12 protein-coding genes are annotated in these 16403 nt (G+C 65.0%); 5 read left to right on the top strand and 7 right to left on the bottom strand.

Annotation, left to right across the window (positions count from 1 at the left end):
• Positions 1 to 528 carry a hypothetical protein gene (locus XI02_RS03015; protein WP_244980852.1) on the bottom strand — a complete coding sequence of 176 codons (528 nt, stop codon included), beginning with the start codon at positions 526 to 528 and terminating at the stop codon, positions 1 to 3.
• A 464-nt stretch (positions 529 to 992) separates the two neighbouring features.
• On the opposite strand from XI02_RS03015, the gene XI02_RS03010 reads away from it, so the two are divergent.
• On the top strand, positions 993 to 2213 hold the full coding sequence (locus XI02_RS03010) for a DUF2235 domain-containing protein (protein ID WP_172646010.1): 1221 nt from the start codon (positions 993 to 995) through the stop codon (positions 2211 to 2213).
• A gap of 5 nt (positions 2214 to 2218) precedes the next feature.
• Here XI02_RS03010 and XI02_RS03005 read toward each other — a convergent pair whose 3' ends face one another.
• The 3 genes from XI02_RS03005 to XI02_RS02995 are packed head-to-tail and all read right to left on the bottom strand — an operon-like array spanning position 2219 to position 6269.
• Complete coding sequence (locus XI02_RS03005) at positions 2219 to 4441, bottom strand: molybdopterin cofactor-binding domain-containing protein (protein ID WP_172646011.1); 2223 nt, start codon at positions 4439 to 4441, stop codon at positions 2219 to 2221.
• Positions 4438 to 4929, bottom strand: a complete 492-nt coding sequence (locus XI02_RS03000; protein ID WP_172646012.1) for a (2Fe-2S)-binding protein — start codon at positions 4927 to 4929, stop codon at positions 4438 to 4440. The genes XI02_RS03005 and XI02_RS03000 overlap by 4 nt, the downstream gene beginning before the upstream one ends.
• Entirely contained in the window at positions 4926 to 6269 is a 1344-nt protein-coding gene (locus XI02_RS02995; RefSeq protein ID WP_172646013.1) for a c-type cytochrome, read from the bottom strand. The genes XI02_RS03000 and XI02_RS02995 overlap by 4 nt, the downstream gene beginning before the upstream one ends.
• Positions 6270 to 6401: 132 nt before the next feature.
• On the opposite strand from XI02_RS02995, the gene recQ reads away from it, so the two are divergent.
• From recQ to XI02_RS02980, 3 genes are all read left to right on the top strand, one after another.
• Complete coding sequence (gene recQ / locus XI02_RS02990; protein WP_194483365.1) at positions 6402 to 8270, top strand: DNA helicase RecQ; 1869 nt, start codon at positions 6402 to 6404, stop codon at positions 8268 to 8270.
• A gap of 269 nt (positions 8271 to 8539) precedes the next feature.
• The gene (locus XI02_RS02985; RefSeq protein WP_172646015.1) at positions 8540 to 10288 is read left to right on the top strand and encodes an NAD(P)/FAD-dependent oxidoreductase; all 1749 of its coding nucleotides are present in this window, start codon (positions 8540 to 8542) and stop codon (positions 10286 to 10288) included.
• An 80-nt stretch (positions 10289 to 10368) separates the two neighbouring features.
• The gene (locus XI02_RS02980) at positions 10369 to 11310 is read left to right on the top strand and encodes a metallophosphoesterase (RefSeq protein ID WP_172646016.1); all 942 of its coding nucleotides are present in this window, start codon (positions 10369 to 10371) and stop codon (positions 11308 to 11310) included.
• A 164-nt stretch (positions 11311 to 11474) separates the two neighbouring features.
• Here the strand turns inward: XI02_RS02980 and XI02_RS02975 are convergent, their stop codons facing one another.
• Positions 11475 to 12734, bottom strand: a complete 1260-nt coding sequence (locus XI02_RS02975) for a S1C family serine protease (RefSeq protein WP_172646017.1) — start codon at positions 12732 to 12734, stop codon at positions 11475 to 11477.
• A 765-nt stretch (positions 12735 to 13499) separates the two neighbouring features.
• Between XI02_RS02975 and XI02_RS02970 the strand changes: the two genes are divergently transcribed.
• Positions 13500 to 13781: a hypothetical protein gene (locus XI02_RS02970; protein ID WP_240536743.1), complete on the top strand. Its 282-nt coding sequence runs from the start codon at positions 13500 to 13502 to the stop codon at positions 13779 to 13781.
• A 930-nt stretch (positions 13782 to 14711) separates the two neighbouring features.
• Here the strand turns inward: XI02_RS02970 and XI02_RS02965 are convergent.
• Together XI02_RS02965 and XI02_RS02960 are read right to left on the bottom strand one after the other, a co-directional pair.
• Positions 14712 to 14954, bottom strand: a complete 243-nt coding sequence (locus XI02_RS02965; RefSeq protein ID WP_172648962.1) for a hypothetical protein — start codon at positions 14952 to 14954, stop codon at positions 14712 to 14714.
• Between the two features lie 433 nt (positions 14955 to 15387).
• On the bottom strand, positions 15388 to 16401 hold the full coding sequence (locus tag XI02_RS02960) for a 1-aminocyclopropane-1-carboxylate deaminase (protein WP_016842298.1): 1014 nt from the start codon (positions 16399 to 16401) through the stop codon (positions 15388 to 15390).
• Between the last annotated feature and the right edge of the window lie 2 nt (positions 16402 to 16403).

Here is a 16403-nt window from a genome sequence, read left to right as displayed (position 1 = left end):
TCAGATGGCAAGCGACTCGCCGTGGAACAGCCACCCGACGAACGCAGCCAATGTCAGCGCGATCGAGGCGAAGATGCCGACCAGCTTGATCGTCGTGATCGCCTTCAGGATCGAGACCGACCGCGCCGCCGCATGCGGGTCGCCGTGCAGCAGCAGCCATGCCAGGAGACAATCCTCGATCAGGTCGCTGAGCAGGTACACCGCCGGCACGACCAGGCCGAGCCACGCCGCGGACGGGTAGATCCGGCTGAGCAAGTGCGATGACGCCGCGCCCATCGCGCCGGCCAGCGCCAGCATGACGATCAGATCGAGCGGAAACAGGATCGGAAACACATACTTCATCCGCAGATCCGACTGCACCAGTTCGCCAAGCTGGTCGCCGGTGTAGCTCAGCGTCTTCTCCGGAAAGCGGGTGCGGAACCTGCTTGCGAACACGCGATCGGAATAGCTGCCGACCCACCAGAACAGCCCGAACGCCGCCACCACAAGTCCTGAGAGAATGGCCGTCACGAGAGCTTGCGGGCTCATGCCGACCTGTTCCTGCTGTTGTCGAGGAAGCTGCGGGAGGCAGCAGGAAAGATGATCGCGTGCACCGCGGAGTCCCTGAAAGGGAGAAAATGTCGACGCATATAGCAATGATCGACGAGCAGATTTCCATCTTTTCCGAAGTGTTGCAATTGAATTCTGGGAGCGCCATTGGCGGTCGACTCAAGACACCGCGAACGCGATTGGGTCTCTCACGGAAACTCCGTCATGGCCGGGCATCGGCGAGCTCAAGCGACGCCGTCCTTGGCGCAGCTTTTGGCCGGCCGTGGCGAGATTCAATTCGATCCAGAGGCAGACAACGCCGGCGCGCATCGCGCTTCGGCGTCCCGGCACCACCGGCGGTCACGCCGCCGCCACAGAACCGTCTTCAATTGGAGATTGAATTTTCACCGCATTCTGCCGTACATAGAGGCCGCGAATTTTCACGGCGGCCGCGAGGGCAACGGATGCCGAAGGACATTGTGATTTGTTGCGACGGCACCGGCAACGAGATCGGTGACAATATTTCCAACGTGCTGAAGCTGTTCCGCGTCGCCGACAAGAATGACCGGCAGCGGATCTACTATCATCCCGGCCTCGGCACCATCGGCCTGCAAAACGCCTGGGGCCGCTTCAAGCAGCAGATGCGCGGCTTGTTCGGGCTGGCCTTCGGCGCCGGTCTCGACCAGGACACGCTCGGCGCCTACCTGTTCCTGTGCCGAACCTGGGAGCCCGGTGACCGGGTCTGGATGTTCGGCTTCAGCCGCGGTGCCTACACGGTGCGCGTGCTCGCGGCCTTCGTCCACGCGATGGGCCTTCTGCCGGTCGACCAGCTCGACCTCGCGAGCTATGCCTTCGGCACCTACAAGAAAGCCAGCTCTGACGCCCAGAAGTCCGATGGCACGTTCGACTATGCTCCGTTGAAGGAAGCCTGGCATTTCAGCCAGATTGCCGGCGGCCGCAACATCGACATCGAGTTCGTCGGGGTCTGGGACACCGTGGCCTCGATCATCGTGCCGCGACAGGACAACTTCTTGTTCGACTTGCAGACGCTGCTGTTCACCCGCACCAATTCCAGTGTCAAACGGTTCCGCCAGGCGATCTCGATCGACGAGCGCAGGCGCATGTTCCGACTCAATCGCTGGATCGAGCCGCAGAAATTCCGCTCGGATCCATTCGATCCGGCGACGGAGGTGGAGCAGGACATCAGCCAGGTCTGGTTTGCCGGCGTGCACTCCGACGTCGGCGGCGGCTATCCGGAAGACCAAAGCGGACCGTCAAAGTTTCCGCTGATCTGGATGCTCGAGCAGGCCAAGGCGGCCGGGCTGCACATGGATCAGGCGCTGATCGATCATCTCGCCTGGGGGATGCCGTTGCCGCCGCACAAGCACGACTATGTGCCGCCGAGCGCGACCGCTCCGCTGCACAATTCGCTGACCGCCGCCTGGGAAATCCTGGAATGGATTCCGAAGAGCGACAAATGGAAGGAATGGCCGGAGCGGAAATCCTTCCTCGGCTTCTATCTGCCGCGCGGCGAGCCGCGGCCGATTGCGGACGGCGCGACCATCCATGCCTCGGTGCTGGAGCGCATAGAGAAGGATCCAGCCTACAAGCCGATCAATATGCCGAAGACCTACGAGGTCGAGCCGATGACGCCGCCGCCGGCTCCGCCTGCTGCAACGGCTTGACCGCATTACGCGTCGATCGCGTCCTTGATCCGTTTGCGGCTGAGCGGCAGGTCGCGCAGCCGCCTGCCGGTCGCATGCGCGATGGCATTGGCGAGCGAGGCGGCGGCCGGCCCCTGCCCGGTCTCGCCGCTGCCGAGGAACGGCTGGCCCGGACGGTTGATGATGTGGACGGCGATGCTGTCGGGCACCGCATTGAAGCGCAGGATCGGGTAGGTCTGCCAGTCGATGCTGGTGATCCTTGTGTCGTCGAAGGTGACGCTTTCATACAGCGTCCAGCTCGTCGACTGCACGATCGCGCCCTCGATCTGGTTGGTGATGCCGTCCGGATTGACGACCTGGCCGGCATCGACGGCGGCGACCGCGCGCACCAGCCGGGCCCGCCCGGTTTCGCGATCGACCTCGACCTCGGACGCGATGGCGCAATAGGCGGCGAGATTCTTGTAGCGCGCGAACGCAAAGCCGTAGCCGCCATTCCGCGGCGGCTGCCGCCCGCGCGTCCAGCCGAATTCCTCCGCGGCTTTCTCGACCACCGCGCGGCCGCGCTGGTCGTCGAGATGCCTGAGGCGAAACTCGACTGGATCGGCGCCGGCGAGAGCGGCCAGTTCATCCATGAAGCTCTCGGTCGAGAACACGTTGTGATAGGCACCGAGCGCGCGCATCGCGGAGATCCGCAGCGGCATCGCGGGGATGAAGTGATGCATCACATGCGCGTTCGGAAAATTGTAGATCGGGATCGCGTTGCGATCGCCGCCACCCTCCGGCAACGGCAACGGCTTTGGTGCGGGCACCGCGAATGATCGCGCCATGTGCTGGGCTGCAAGCAGCGCGCCGGCGCCGCCCGGCCGCATCGAATGAGTGTTGCTCCACACCGCGAAATTCCAGTCGGCAACTTTGCCGTCGGCCGTGAGCGACGCGCTCAATTTCGTCACCATCGCCGGACCATACGGCTCCCAGCCGTGCTCCTCCTCGCGCATCCACTGCACCCGAATTGGTCGCCCGGGCAGCGCCCGGGCGACCAGCGCGGCATCGGCCGCGGCGTCGTCGGCGCCATTGTGGCCGTAACAGCCGGAGCCTTCGACATGGATCAGGCGGACGCTGGCGGGCGTCATACCGAGCATCTCGGCGATCGCCTGCCGGTCGGGATAGACGCCCTGCGTGTGCGTCCACACCGTCATCGCGCCATCGACGAATTGCGCGACCGCGCAGGACGGCCCGATCGAGCCGTGCGACTGGTAAGGCCGCGTATAGGTCGCTTGGAGCGACCGCGCGCCGCTCACCGTGGGATCGCTACGCTGGAAGATCGCGAAATCCTTCGACGGCAGCGCAGTCAGCACGTTGGCCAGATCGTGCTGGTTCGGCAGCTTCACGCTCTCCCGCCACTTCGCGGCGGCGGCCAGCGCGTGCATGGCCTTGACCGCTGAAAATTCCTTCTCCGCCACCACGGCCAGGAAGTTGCCGTCGCACACGACTTGAATCACGCCGGGCATTTTCTCGATTGCGGGCGTGTCGCATTCCACCAGCTGCGCACCGTAGCTCGGCGGGCGCAGCACGCGCGCATGCACCATGCCGGGAAGCCGCATGTCCTGCACATAGGCGGCGCCGCCCGTGACCTTGGCCGGAATGTCGACGCGCGGCACCGGCTGGCCCATCACCTTGAAGCTCGCCGGATCCTTCAGGCTCGATGTCGGTTGCGCCTGGACGTGCAACATGTCCGCGGCGACAAGCTCGCCATAGCCCAGACGCCGGCCATCGGGAGCGACGACGGCGGCGTTCTCGGTTCGCAAGACATCGGGCGCCAAGTCGAAACGCTTTGCCGCCTCGGCCACCAGCAACATGCGCGCCTGCGCTGCGGCATGCAGGATCGCCGTGCCGCTGTCCTGCATCGAATGACTGCCGGACGTGTAGCCCTCGTTCGCCGTGAGTTTGGTGTCGGCGGTGATCACCTTCAGCGCATCGAAGGGAATGTCGAGCTGCTCGGCCGCGATCTGCTGGAACGCAGTGCGGAATCCCTGGCCGAGTTCGGCCTTGCCCGTAAAGGCCGTGACCTGGCCATTGGCATCGATGCGGATCCAGGAATCCAGATTGGGCGATTTCGCCAGGCTGCCCGGCAACTCCGGGCCCTGAGGCTTCTGCTCCTGTGCGATCGCGCCGCGCAGCGAGAAGCTGACGATCAGCGCGCCGCCGCCGGCCAGCACGCTGCGGCGATCGAGAACCACCGGCGCGGTCATCGGACGCTCCTGTCGCTTGCAGCGTTGGCCGTATCCATCAACCTGGCGGCGCGGTGCACCGCGCGCAGGATGCGCATATGGGTGCCGCAGCGGCAGAGATTCGGCTCCAGCTCGGCACGGATCTCCGCATCCGATGGCTTCGGGTTGCGCATCAGCAGCGCCTGCGCGCGCATCATCATCCCGGCGATGCAGTAGCCGCACTGCGCCGCCTGCTCCTCCATGAAGGCGCGTTGGATCGGCGCCGGCGCGGCCACGGTGCCGAGCCCCTCGAGCGTCGTCACCTGCTTGCCCTCGACCAGAACCAGCGGCGTGACGCAGGACAGCACCGCCTTGCCGTCGACGATCACCGTGCAGGAGCCGCATTGCCCGAGCCCGCAGCCGAACTTGGCGGCATTGAGCGCCAGATCATTGCGCAGCACATAGAGCAGCGGCGTATCCGCCTCCGCATCGACCTGATGATCCCTGCCATTGACCTTCAATGTCATCATGGCTTGCCTCGCTGTCTGGATTCCGCTGGCGTGTCGCGCGCCGCAAGCGACGTCGCCTGCACCGCGCGCGCATCGCGCACCGCTTTGTCGAGATTGGCCCACGCCGGCCGCTTGCCGAACCGCTCGCGCAGATAGGCCGTGAGCGCGACCATCTGCGCATCATCGATGCTGGCGGAGAAGCCCGGCATGATCGGGCTGCGCTCGCCTTCGACGGCGCCGACGCCCGACAGCACGATATTGAGGAGGTTGCGCGGGTCGGGGCTTGCGATCGCCGTGCTGAGCGCGAGATTGACGCCGCCATAGGGCAGCGCGCGGTTGCCCTCATGGCAGGAGGCGCACGCCGCGGCATAGATCGCTGCGCCGGCCGCATGGGTCTGCGCCGCATCATCGGAAGACGATTGCGCGATGACGTCGGCCGGCCGCTTGCGATCCGGCGCCCGCGCGCCCGAGATATCGGCCATGTACACGGCGATGGCCCGCACGTCGCTATCGGGCACCGTCGCCAGATTGCCGACCACTTCAGCCATCGGCCCGCGCGCGGTGCCATGATCGGCCTGCCAGCCGTGGCGCAAATAGGCATACAGCGTGTCGGCGGTCCACCGCACCGGGGCGTGCGAGGTGTCGTTCAGCGCGTAGGCGTGCCAATTGTCGACCTCGCCGCCGGAGAACTGCGCATTGACACGCTCGGCGCCGAGCGCGTTGCGCGGCGTGTGGCAGGCGCCGCAATGCGCGAGCCCCTCCACCAGATAGGCGCCGCGGTTCCATTCCGCACCCTTCGCCGCGTCCTGAGGGGCATCGCCGCTGCGCAGATACAGCAGCTTCCACCCTGCAATCAGCGGCCGATAGTTCAACGGAAACGAAAGCTGATTCGCCGGCGGTGACGCGTGGACCGGCTGCCGCGTCATCAGGAACGCATACAGTGCCCGGTCGTCCGCATCCGAGACGTTGGTGAAATGGTCATAGGGGAAGGTCGGATAGAGATGCTGGCCATCGCGCGCCACACCCGAGCGCATCGCGCGGACGAACGCCTCCTCCGGCCAACGCCCGATGCCGGTTTCGGCATCCGGCGTGATGTTGGATGAGAAGACGATGCCGAACGGCGTTGGAACCGGGAGCCCGCCGGCATAAGTCGCGCCACCCTGCACGGTGTGGCAGGTGTTGCAATTGCCGATCGCGGCGAGTTCGCGGCCGCGTTTGACCCCGTCAGGGTCGAAGGTATCGGCCCGCGGCGGCGCAATGGCGGCAATCTGCGGCCGCCAGGCGACGGCAAAGGCTGCCGCCGCGCCCGCGACCAGTACGATCGCGGCAATGCCTGTGATGATCCGCAGCTGACCGGTCATGCTGAATTGAGTTTGTTGTTGGGACGTGTATTAACACCTTTCATTCCGGTATCGTTCGGCCAGAAGACCTCGATCACCGCCTGTTGACCTCAAGGAATCCTGGAAAATCCCAAAGGGATCGCGCAAGGGATCATGACCGCCCAGCCCGCCCACGATCGCGCTTCCGCCCCGTCTCGCGATGCGCTGTCCGTGCTCAGTTCCGTGTTCGGCCTGTCGGGCTTCCGCGGCGCGCAGGAAAAGATCATCCGCCACGTCAGCGAAGGCGGCAATTGCCTGGTGCTGATGCCGACCGGCGGCGGCAAGTCGCTGTGCTACCAATTGCCGTCGCTGCTGCGCGACGGCTGCGGCATCGTGGTATCGCCTTTGATCGCGCTGATGCGCGACCAGGTCGCGGGCCTCACTGAAGCCGGCGTCAACGCCGCGGTGCTGAATTCGACGCTGTCCTATGAGGAAGCCTCCGAAGTCGAGCGGCGGCTGCTCGCCGGCGATCTCGACCTGCTCTATGTGGCGCCGGAGCGGCTGCTCACGCCGCGCTGCCTCAATCTGCTCGGCCAGGCGCAGATCGCGCTGTTTGCGATCGACGAGGCGCATTGCGTCTCGCAGTGGGGCCATGACTTCCGCCCGGAGTATATCGGCCTGTCCGCACTCGCCGAGCGCTTCCCCAAAGTGCCGCGCATCGCGCTGACCGCGACCGCGGACGCGCTGACCCGGAGGGAGATCGCCGAGCGACTGCAGCTGACCGACGCACCGCAATTCGTCGCGAGCTTCGACCGGCCCAATATCCGCTACGAGATCGTCGACAAGCAGAATGCGACCACGCAGCTGAAGACCTTCATCAAGGAGCGGCATGCCGGCGACGCCGGCGTGGTCTATTGCCTGTCCCGCGCCAAGGTCGAGGATGTCGCGGCGGCGCTCAGCGAGGCCGGCATTGCGGCGCTGCCCTATCATGCCGGGCTCGATGCCGGCGTGCGCGCCCGGCATCAGGACCGCTTCCTCAACGAGGACGGGCTCGTGATCGTCGCCACGATCGCCTTCGGCATGGGGATCGACAAGCCCGACGTGCGCTTCGTCGCGCATCTCGATCTGCCGAAGAGCATCGAAGCCTACTACCAGGAGACCGGGCGTGCCGGCCGCGACGGCAAGCCGTCGGCCGCGTGGATGGCCTACGGGCTCTCCGACATCGTGCAGCAGCGCCGCATGATCGATGAATCGACCGGCTCCGACGCCTTCAAGCGCGTCTCGGTCGGCAAGCTCGACGCGCTGGTTGCGCTGGCTGAAACGGTGCATTGCCGCCGGCAGCGCCTGCTCGGCTATTTCGGCGAGACCCGCACGGAGGAAAGCTGCGGCAATTGCGACAACTGCCTGACGCCGCCGCGCGTCCGCGACGGCAAGGTGCTTGCACAAAAGCTGCTGTCCTGCGTCTACCGCACCGGGCAACGTTTCGGCGCCATGCACCTGATCGACGTGCTGGTCGGGCGGCTGACCGAACGGGTCAAGCAGTTCAACCACGACCAGCTGTCGGTGTTCGGCATCGGCCGCGAGCTCAACGAGAAGCAATGGCGCGCGGTGCTGCGCCAGCTGGTGGCGATGGGCCATCTGCGTGCCGACAGCGACGCCTTCGGCGCGCTTGTTCTGACCGACAGCGCCCGCGGCGTGCTGAAGGGCGAGACCGCGGTGATGCTGCGCGAGCAGCCGGAAGGGGCGCGCAACCGCGCGGTCCGCGGCAAGTCGCGCCGCGGCGAGCTCGCGCCCGCGGCCGACAGCCCGGGCGGTGTCGCAAATCCCGCGCTGCATGCGGCGTTGCGCGCCTGGCGCTCGGACGTCGCGCGCCAGCGCGGCGTGCCGGCCTATGTCGTGCTGCACGATTCGACCATCGACGGCATCGCCGCGATGCGGCCGGACACGCTGGGCGAGCTGCGCAACATCGCCGGGATCGGCGACAAGAAGCTCGAGCATTACGGCGACGAGCTGATCCGGATCGTGAAGTCCAACGACGGCTGAACGGCACGCAGGATCTCAAACCGGTCCAAGCGCGCTTGTTTGACTGCGATCACACGCTGCCCGAGGAGCGGCGCATCTCTATGCAATCCCTGGCTGCGTCGACCGATCCTGCTCCGGATACCGCGGCCATCGTTCCCGCGGCATAGGAGCCATACCCGGCGCGGCCGCGCATGCGCTTGCGGGCTGCGCAACCCTCGCCCTAATCTTTTGCCCACCGCGTCCAACGAGGCGCAGACAGGGCATAACGAAGATAAGGGAAGAGACGGGCCATGGCTCAGGAGAGCACCGCGCGCAAAACTGCGCGCCCTGCCGAAACCGGAACGTTCGACGCCGTGGTGATCGGCGCCGGGTTCGCCGGCATGTACATGCTGCATCGGCTGCGCGGACTCGGCTTCACCGCGCGGGTCTATGAGGCCGGCGGCGGCGTCGGCGGCACCTGGTACTGGAATCGCTATCCCGGCGCGCGTTGCGACGTCGAGAGCCTGCAATATTCCTTCTCGTTCTCCGAGGAACTCGATCAGGACTGGAGCTGGTCGGAGAAGTATTCTCCGCAGCCCGAAATTCTCGCTTACGCCAATCACGTCGCCGACCGCTTCGACTTGCGCAGCCGGATCGTGTTCGACACCCGCGTCACCGCGGCGACCTTCGACGAGCTGGCAGGCACCTGGCTGATCGAGACCGACCGCGGCGACAGGGTCACCGCAAAGTTCTGCATCATGGCGGTCGGCTGCCTGTCGGCGCCGAACCGGCCGGCTTTCCCAGGCATGGCGGATTTCCGCGGGCCGATCTATCACACCGGCGAATGGCCGCATGAGGGCGTCGACTTCACCGGCCTGCGCGTCGGCGTGATCGGCACCGGCTCGTCGGCGATCCAGTCGATTCCGATCATCGCGCAGCAGGCCTCCTCGCTCACCGTGTTTCAGCGCACCGCGACCTGGTCGGTCCCGGCGTGGAACGAGCGGCTGTCGGCGGAATATCTCAAGGAAGCCAAGGCGCATTATCCGGAGCTGCGCGCCAAGGCCCGCGCGCGCCCGACCGGCTTCTATTTCCAGTTCAACGCCCAGCCCGCGTTGCAGGCGAGCGAGCAGGAGCGCGAGCAACTCTATGAGGAGGCCTGGCAGCGCGGCGGCCTGCCCTTCCTCGGCGCGTTCGGCGACCTCCTGTTCGAGAAGGCCGCCAACGACACCATCGCCGATTTCGCGCGCGAGAAGATCCGCGGCATCGTCAAGGATCCCGCGACGGCCGAGCTGCTGTGCCCGCGAAACGTGTTCGGCTGCAAGCGGCTCTGCGTCGACACCAATTATTTCGAGACCTACAATCTGCCGCATGTGAAGCTGGTCGACGTGTCGACGACGCCGATCGATCGCTTCACGACCGAAGGCGTCGTGGTCGACGGCACCGAATACAAGTTCGATGCGATCGTCTCCGCCACCGGCTTTGCCGCCATGACGGGCTCGTTCGACAAGATCGCGATCACCGGCCGCGGCGGCCAGACGCTGGCCGAGAAATGGCGTGCGGGCCCGCGCGCCTATCTCGGCCTTGCCTCCGAGGGCTTTCCGAACCTGTTCATGATCACCGGGCCCGGCAGCCCATCGGTGCTCGCCAGCATGATCCAGGCGATCGAGCAGCATGTCGACTGGCTGGCGGATTGCATCAGTCACATGCGCGACATCGGCGCCGGCACGATCGAGGCGGTCCGCGACGACGAGGACGCCTGGGTCGCCCACGTCAACGACGTCTCCACAGTCTCGCTGCGCTCGACCTGCAGCTCCTGGTATGTCGGCGCCAACATCCCGGGCCGCCCCCGCGTGTTCATGCCCTATATCGGCGGCTTCCCGATCTATGTGCAGAAGTGCAATGAGGTGATGAACTCGGGTTACGACGGCTTCGTGCTGCAGGGCGGGCGCAACGGCAATGCACCGCCGCAGGTGCGTTTCACCGAGCGCTGGCAGGTGCCGCTCGACATCGAGGTGATCTCGCCGGCCGCGGTCGCCGCGAAGCGGGTTCCCGTGGTCTGAGTGCCGGCGGTATCCCCACCGGGATCGCGCATGATAGTGTCGCGCCGGTCCGCGCTTCAAACCGCGGGCCGACGGGGAACATGGCCGACACGGCACTGCAGGGATTGATCGAGCGGATCGGCGCCGACCATGTGGTGCGCCGGCTTGGGATCGAGGCCGCGCACGAGAAGCAGCTGTTCGGCCAGGGCACGCTGGTGTTCAATGTCGAGAACTGGAAGCTGGCGCCGCGGATCATCGAGACCGCGCTCAAGGTGACCGGCCTCCATGGCCGCGCGCGGCGCAACGCCGACAGGGTCGAAGTGCGGCGCAACCTGGTGACGTCGGCACGGCTGCCGGCGGCCTTCGACGGCTTCACCATCCTGCAGCTCAGCGATCTTCACGCCGACATCAGCCAAGGCGCGATGCGGCATCTGGCTGACATCGTGCGCGATATCGCCTGTGATATCTGCGTTCTCACCGGCGACTACCGCGGCAAGACGTATGGGCCGTTTGAAACGAGCCTCGCGCTGATGCGGGATCTGTGCGCGCGGATCGAGCTGCCGCTCTACGGCGTCCTCGGCAATCACGACAGCATCCGCATGACGCCGGCACTGGAGGCGATGGGCATCAGGATGCTGTTCAATGAGCAGGAGCCGATCACGCGCGATGGCGCGACGATCCACCTCGCCGGGATCGACGACGCGCATTTCTATCGCACCGACGACATTGCAAAAGCCGCGGCGGCAATCCCGCGCGATGCATTCTCGATCCTGCTGGCGCATACGCCGGAATCCTATCGCGCGGCGGCGGCGGCCGGCTTCGACCTGATGCTGAGCGGCCATACCCATGGCGGCCAGCTCTGCCTGCCCGGCGGCATCGCGATCAAGCTGGAGGCACGGCTGCCGCGCCGGATGGGCAGCGGCGCCTGGCGGTTCGGCGCGCTTGCCGGCTACACATCGGCCGGCGCCGGCACCAGCCTTGCGCCGGTGCGGCTCAACTGTCCGGCCGAGATCACCGTGCACACGCTGCAGCGGCTCGGTTGAACTCACCCCGCCCGTACGTCGCAGGGGCGCATCGCCAAAATATCGAAAACAACCCCATGCAAAGTAGCCGGAGGCTGCCCGGACCTCGCAAAGGAAAAACGCGTAGCCGGTATCCAGATGCCGTCGCCCTGCCGTAAGGTCGGGAAGAAGGCGTAGCGGAGCTCTCAATTGCCCTTCTTCGCGCTCGCGCTCTGCTCGTTCACCGTGCAGGTGATCAGCAGCGTGTAGCCGCGCGCATTCTTGGCAATCTCGGCGGTTTCCTTCTTCATCTCCTCGCGCCACTCGGCGGTCCGGTACGCCACCGCGCTGTTGTCGAGGAAGTCGCGCAGCGCGCCGGTCTTGATCGCGAAGTTGATGTTCTCCGGGATGGTCCCCGTCGCCCGCGCCATCCTGACCGCGTCGAGCTTGGCTGCCACGACGCCGACCACCGCGCCGGTGAGATCGAACAGCGGACCGCCGCTGTTGCCGGGCTGCACGGCGGCGCTGATCTGCAGATGACGGGTATCGTTGAGGATGCCGCTCAGCGAAGAGACAATGCCCGTGGTGACCGTGAAATCGGATGTCAGCAATCCGTGATAGGGATAGCCGATCGCCACCACGCCGTTGCCGACCAGGATGGGGTTTTGCCTAAGGCTGACGACATCCTTGAACGGGGTCGGCGCCTGCAGCAACGCGAGATCATTGGTCTCGTCATCGGACACCAGGCGCAGCTTGACCGGCGCCTCGCCGCTCAGGTTGCCCGTGATCTCGCTGCAGCCGCCGACGACATGGTGATTGGTGACGACGTGGCCGCTGCTGCTGACCACAAAGCCGGTCCCCGTCCCCGATCTCGCCGGTTTCTGCGTGGGTCCCGGAGCCGCCTGCTGCGGCGGCGCAGCCGCGGGCTTTGTCGCGACGGCGAACTCGCCGGCATTGGCGACGCCGTTCTTCTTGACCGAGACGACGCAGTTGAGCAGTGCCGGCAGCAGCTGCGCGGTCTGATTGAGGTTGAATTGAAACAACTGGGCCTGGGCGAAGGCGGTCATCTGGCGCGCCTTGCGAAACTGGTTGATCAGCGCCGAGTTCACCGGCATCTCGACATTCACGAGCTGCGTGCCGAGCGGCATGCCGTAGACGTTGAAGGCCGGCTGGCCGTCGAAGGTCAGCGCGAGCGGAAAGGCCTCGCCCGCCGTCAGGCGCCAGCTCTCATGGGCAAAACCGAGGCGCCAGCTGCCATTCTCGGCGATCGACACCATGAAGAAGATGCCGCTTTGATACGTGGTGCCCGCCGAGCAATGGGTGAAGGCGCCATTCTTGTCGTTGGTGAAGGCGCCACCCTTCCAGTTGCCGACGCTGATCGAACCGTAGGGACCGCGGGCATTCGACGGAGTTGCGGACGCAAACAGCCACGCGGCCGCAACGACCGCCCAGATCGCAACTCTCATGACGCACACTCCCCAGCCACAACCCATCATAGGAGGCGGAGAAATTCATCCGCAAGTGGAGCGCGGCTTGGACTTTGGTCCTGCAGCCACGCAAGCCCGCCGCGGATGAGGCAACCGCCACACCCTCAGGTTACAGAACCTATGTTCTTATTTTGTTCCTAATGTCAATCGGGATGCTGTCCGTATTCAAGCCCCCGTGTCCTGAGTTGGATTTCGGAGAGGACTGAGCAAAATCCCCAAAGAAACGGCCCCAGCACCCTTGGAGGGTAATGCTGGGGCCGTTCTCATTCCTGTCCGAGCCGCCGCTGTCGGTAATCGGGCTAGCCCCTCTGGGCCTCAAAAAATTGTCCTTAATGAAATCTTCCCCGCCCAGTGCCCGAATGATCGAATCAAAGCGTGAGCCAGTCAATTAACTTGCGTAAATCAAAGGTAAAGAAATCGTCCGGATGCTTAACGGTCCGGTATTATGGCGCAAACGCCCCAAGGTGGTTTGAGTGCCCGTCAGCTCCATCCTCTCTTAGTCAGAAGCGGGCCAATCGCTCTCGGACAACCGAGACGGCCATCGGATGTTCTGGCCCCATCAATGTCCATGGGACACCTCGTTCTTGATTCAAGTCAATGAGCGGAACAGAGACGGCATCCGGGGTTCTCCGTGGGTGAACGGAGTTCCAGCCAGCCTGGGCGCTGCTTTCGTCCCCCGTAGCATTCCGCATGGAATAAGCCCGCCGTCGCAGGGGTTGGAAGCTGAGGGAGGTCAAGCAAGCCGTGGAAAGCGAAAGCACGCCTTCAAGGCCGGGTGAAGCCGCATGGGAAGCGTTGACATTCGATGAGCCGGTCAACGTCGCGCTGGCCATCTGGGCGGCGCTATTGGTGGCCCACGTCATCGCGGCGTCGGTGTATTATTGGCGGGAGCAGCGCCGTCCGGAATGGTTGGCCGCTCTTGCGATTTTGGCATACTTGCCGATCTTGGTGCCGATCATCTGTCTTGGCCTTGTTTTCAAATATCTGATCCGGCCGCTGATCGGACAAACAAGACTGTTTCGGTGAAGGTCCGATATCAAAGGCGTCGTTGAGTAAGGCCGCCTCAGTCATGGCGTCCTATCTCCAGACAAATCGCTACAAAGGCGCTCGGGCTCGCCACTTCCGTAGAAACACCGCCCCAGTGCCGGGGACACTGAGACGACGGCAAGGTCCCGCGTTCACGCGAACAGAAGCCACGCTATGCTGGCAAGAAGCCCGATGAACGACATTGCCAAAACGCTGGCGAAGGCAATCTCCACACCGTCTATCCGCTCAGAATGCAATCGCATCAAACCGCCCTCCGGCGAAAAGGGATCGAAATTCTTTAACCGATTGCAGGTGTCCTGGTTCCTTGCAGCGAGTGTCCTAGCCAGGACAGCACCTCAACCCGTACACTTCCCGTTCGCCGCCAAGGCAAAGAAGCTAGATCACCACGCCGCAGCCGTGAGCCCGAACGTGGCTCACTGCGCGCCGCTCCTCTCCTCCAGGTCGGCGGCCTAAAGAAACGGCCCAGCGAGGGAATGCCTACGGCGTCAGGCCGCGCTGAGCGCCCTCAGCCCATTTGGCCCTGTCGGCGATCACCGCGAGCCGGTTATTAACCCCGGCTTCGGTCCGGCGCATATGATCCGCTATCAGCCGATGATCCAACCCAGATTCATGCAACGCAACCAACAAGCGCTCTTCGATCTCAGTCCAACTCTTGAATCGGTTCGCACGCATTCGACATGCCCCGCCTTGGAGCTCAAACAGACGGCCCCAGCACTCGGGCAAGGAGGCTGAGGCCGAGGAGCGCCCGTGGGGTAGGGAAAGATTCTGGACACCCCCGCGTGAGCTAGAACCTCGATGGCAAGGAAGGGCATTTGCATATGTGAATGAGTGTCCTGATTTCCCCAGGCAAGTGTCCTAACCAGAACAGCACCTCAACCCGGACACTTCCCGTTCGCCGCAAGGCGGACGCTATTGCGGCTCCCCAACCGAGGAGCGCGCCGGCGGATTTGGTTCGCTGAACCAGTACCAGGATGCGAGGGCATGGACGCCGACGCCGATCAGGAAAATGCCGGCATAGAGCTCGACTGCGTGATTCATCGCCAGCAGGCGGGCATGCGGCGCGGCACCCTGGCCCTGGTAGACCCAGAACCAGTGCCCCACGGCGACGATGCCTGCGCCAAGCGCGGCAACGGCTCGGCCGAATGCATTCATCCTCACGCGATGGTCTCCCAACTCGCCCGGCCCGGCAAAAATACCGGGCGAAGCTGACGCGGGCCTGACATGGGACATAGAACGTAGCCCGGATGGAGCCAACGGGTCGCGCGAACGCGCGCCCGATGACAGGCTCCGCGAAATCCGGGACGGTCTTTTCCCCGGAAGGTGCCCTGTCTTCTCCTTCCCCCTGAAAGGGGGAAGGTTGGGATGGGGGTCGGCCAAAGGCGACGCTGCAAGCGGAGAGCGCAGATCCCCACCCGCTTTGCTCTGGCGAGCAAAGCGACCTCCCCTTTTCAAGGGGAGGTGAGAATGCGTAGCTCGGACGGAGCGCGGCGAAATCCGCGAATCTCGCGCCGCCGAGAAATCTACCCGGATTGCGCTGCGCTTCATCCGGGCTACGAAGCCACGAGATCAGAAGCCCCGTCCTACCTCAGCCGTTCCTGAACGCGTAGGCGTAGCCGTTGAGCGCCGGCGCGCCGCCGAGATGGGCGTAGAGCACCTTCGATCCGGCCGGGAAAAAGCCCTTCTGCACCAGATCGATCATGCCCTGCATCGACTTCCCCTCATAGACGGGGTCGGTGATCATGCCTTCGAGCCGCGCGCTGAGGCGGATCGCCTCCTTGGTCTCTTCCGACGGCACGCCGTAGGCGGGATAGGCATAGTCCTCGATCAGCACGACATCGTCCTCGACGATGTCGCGGCCGAGCTCGACGAGCTTTGCGGTGTTCTGCGCGATCGACAGCACCTGTGCCTTGGTCTGCGCGGGCGTGAACGAGCCGTCGATGCCGATCACGTTGCGCGCGCGCCCGTCGGCGGCGAAGCCGACCAGCATGCCGGCATGGGTCGAGCCGGTCACCGTGCAGACGACGATGTAGTCGAACTTGACGCCGAGCTGGCGCTCCTGCGCGCGCACCTCTTCGGCGAAGCCGACATAGCCGAGCCCGCCATATTTGTGCACGGAAGCGCCGGCCGGAATCGCGTAAGGCTTGCCGCCCGCCGCCTTCACTTCCTCGATCGCCTGCTCCCAGCTCTTGCGGATGCCGATGTCGAAGCCTTCGTCGACCAGCCGCACATCGGCGCCCATCACGCGCGAGAGCAGGATGTTGCCGACGCGATCATAGACCGCGTCCTCATGCGGCACCCAGCTTTCCTGCACCAGCCGGCACTTCATGCCGATCTTGGCCGCGACCGCCGCGACCATGCGGGTGTGGTTCGACTGCACGCCGCCGATCGAGACCAGCGTGTCGGCATTGGAGGCGATCGCGTCGGGGATGATGTATTCGAGCTTGCGCAGCTTGTTGCCGCCATAGGCGAGCCCGGAATTGCAATCCTCGCGCTTGGCATAGAGCTCGACCTTGCCGCCGAGGTGCTTTGACAGCCGATCGAGCTTCTCGATGGCGGTCGGCCCGAATGTGAGCGGATAGCGCGCGAACTTCTCCAGCATGC

The sequence above is a fragment of the Bradyrhizobium sp. CCBAU 21365 genome, from assembly GCF_015291305.1.
Taxonomy (GTDB): domain Bacteria; phylum Pseudomonadota; class Alphaproteobacteria; order Rhizobiales; family Xanthobacteraceae; genus Bradyrhizobium; species Bradyrhizobium elkanii.
The sequence above is the reverse complement of the archived record's forward strand: the minus strand, read 5'-3'. Positions and strand labels throughout refer to the sequence as shown.

Bases quoted from the DNA above. Each gene is read 5' to 3' on its own strand.
- XI02_RS03015 (WP_244980852.1), bottom strand. From the start codon at position 528: ATGAGCCCGCAAGCTCTCGTGACGGCCATTCTCTCAGGACTTGTGGTG.
- XI02_RS03010 (WP_172646010.1), top strand. From the start codon at position 993: ATGCCGAAGGACATTGTGATTTGTTGCGACGGCACCGGCAACGAGATC.
- XI02_RS03005 (WP_172646011.1), bottom strand. From the start codon at position 4,441: ATGACCGCGCCGGTGGTTCTCGATCGCCGCAGCGTGCTGGCCGGCGGC.
- XI02_RS03000 (WP_172646012.1), bottom strand. From the start codon at position 4,929: ATGATGACATTGAAGGTCAATGGCAGGGATCATCAGGTCGATGCGGAG.
- XI02_RS02995 (WP_172646013.1), bottom strand. From the start codon at position 6,269: ATGACCGGTCAGCTGCGGATCATCACAGGCATTGCCGCGATCGTACTG.
- recQ (WP_194483365.1), top strand. From the start codon at position 6,402: ATGACCGCCCAGCCCGCCCACGATCGCGCTTCCGCCCCGTCTCGCGAT.
- XI02_RS02985 (WP_172646015.1), top strand. From the start codon at position 8,540: ATGGCTCAGGAGAGCACCGCGCGCAAAACTGCGCGCCCTGCCGAAACC.
- XI02_RS02980 (WP_172646016.1), top strand. From the start codon at position 10,369: ATGGCCGACACGGCACTGCAGGGATTGATCGAGCGGATCGGCGCCGAC.
- XI02_RS02975 (WP_172646017.1), bottom strand. From the start codon at position 12,734: ATGAGAGTTGCGATCTGGGCGGTCGTTGCGGCCGCGTGGCTGTTTGCG.
- XI02_RS02965 (WP_172648962.1), bottom strand. From the start codon at position 14,954: ATGAATGCATTCGGCCGAGCCGTTGCCGCGCTTGGCGCAGGCATCGTC.
- XI02_RS02960 (WP_016842298.1), bottom strand. From the start codon at position 16,401: ATGCTGGAGAAGTTCGCGCGCTATCCGCTCACATTCGGGCCGACCGCC.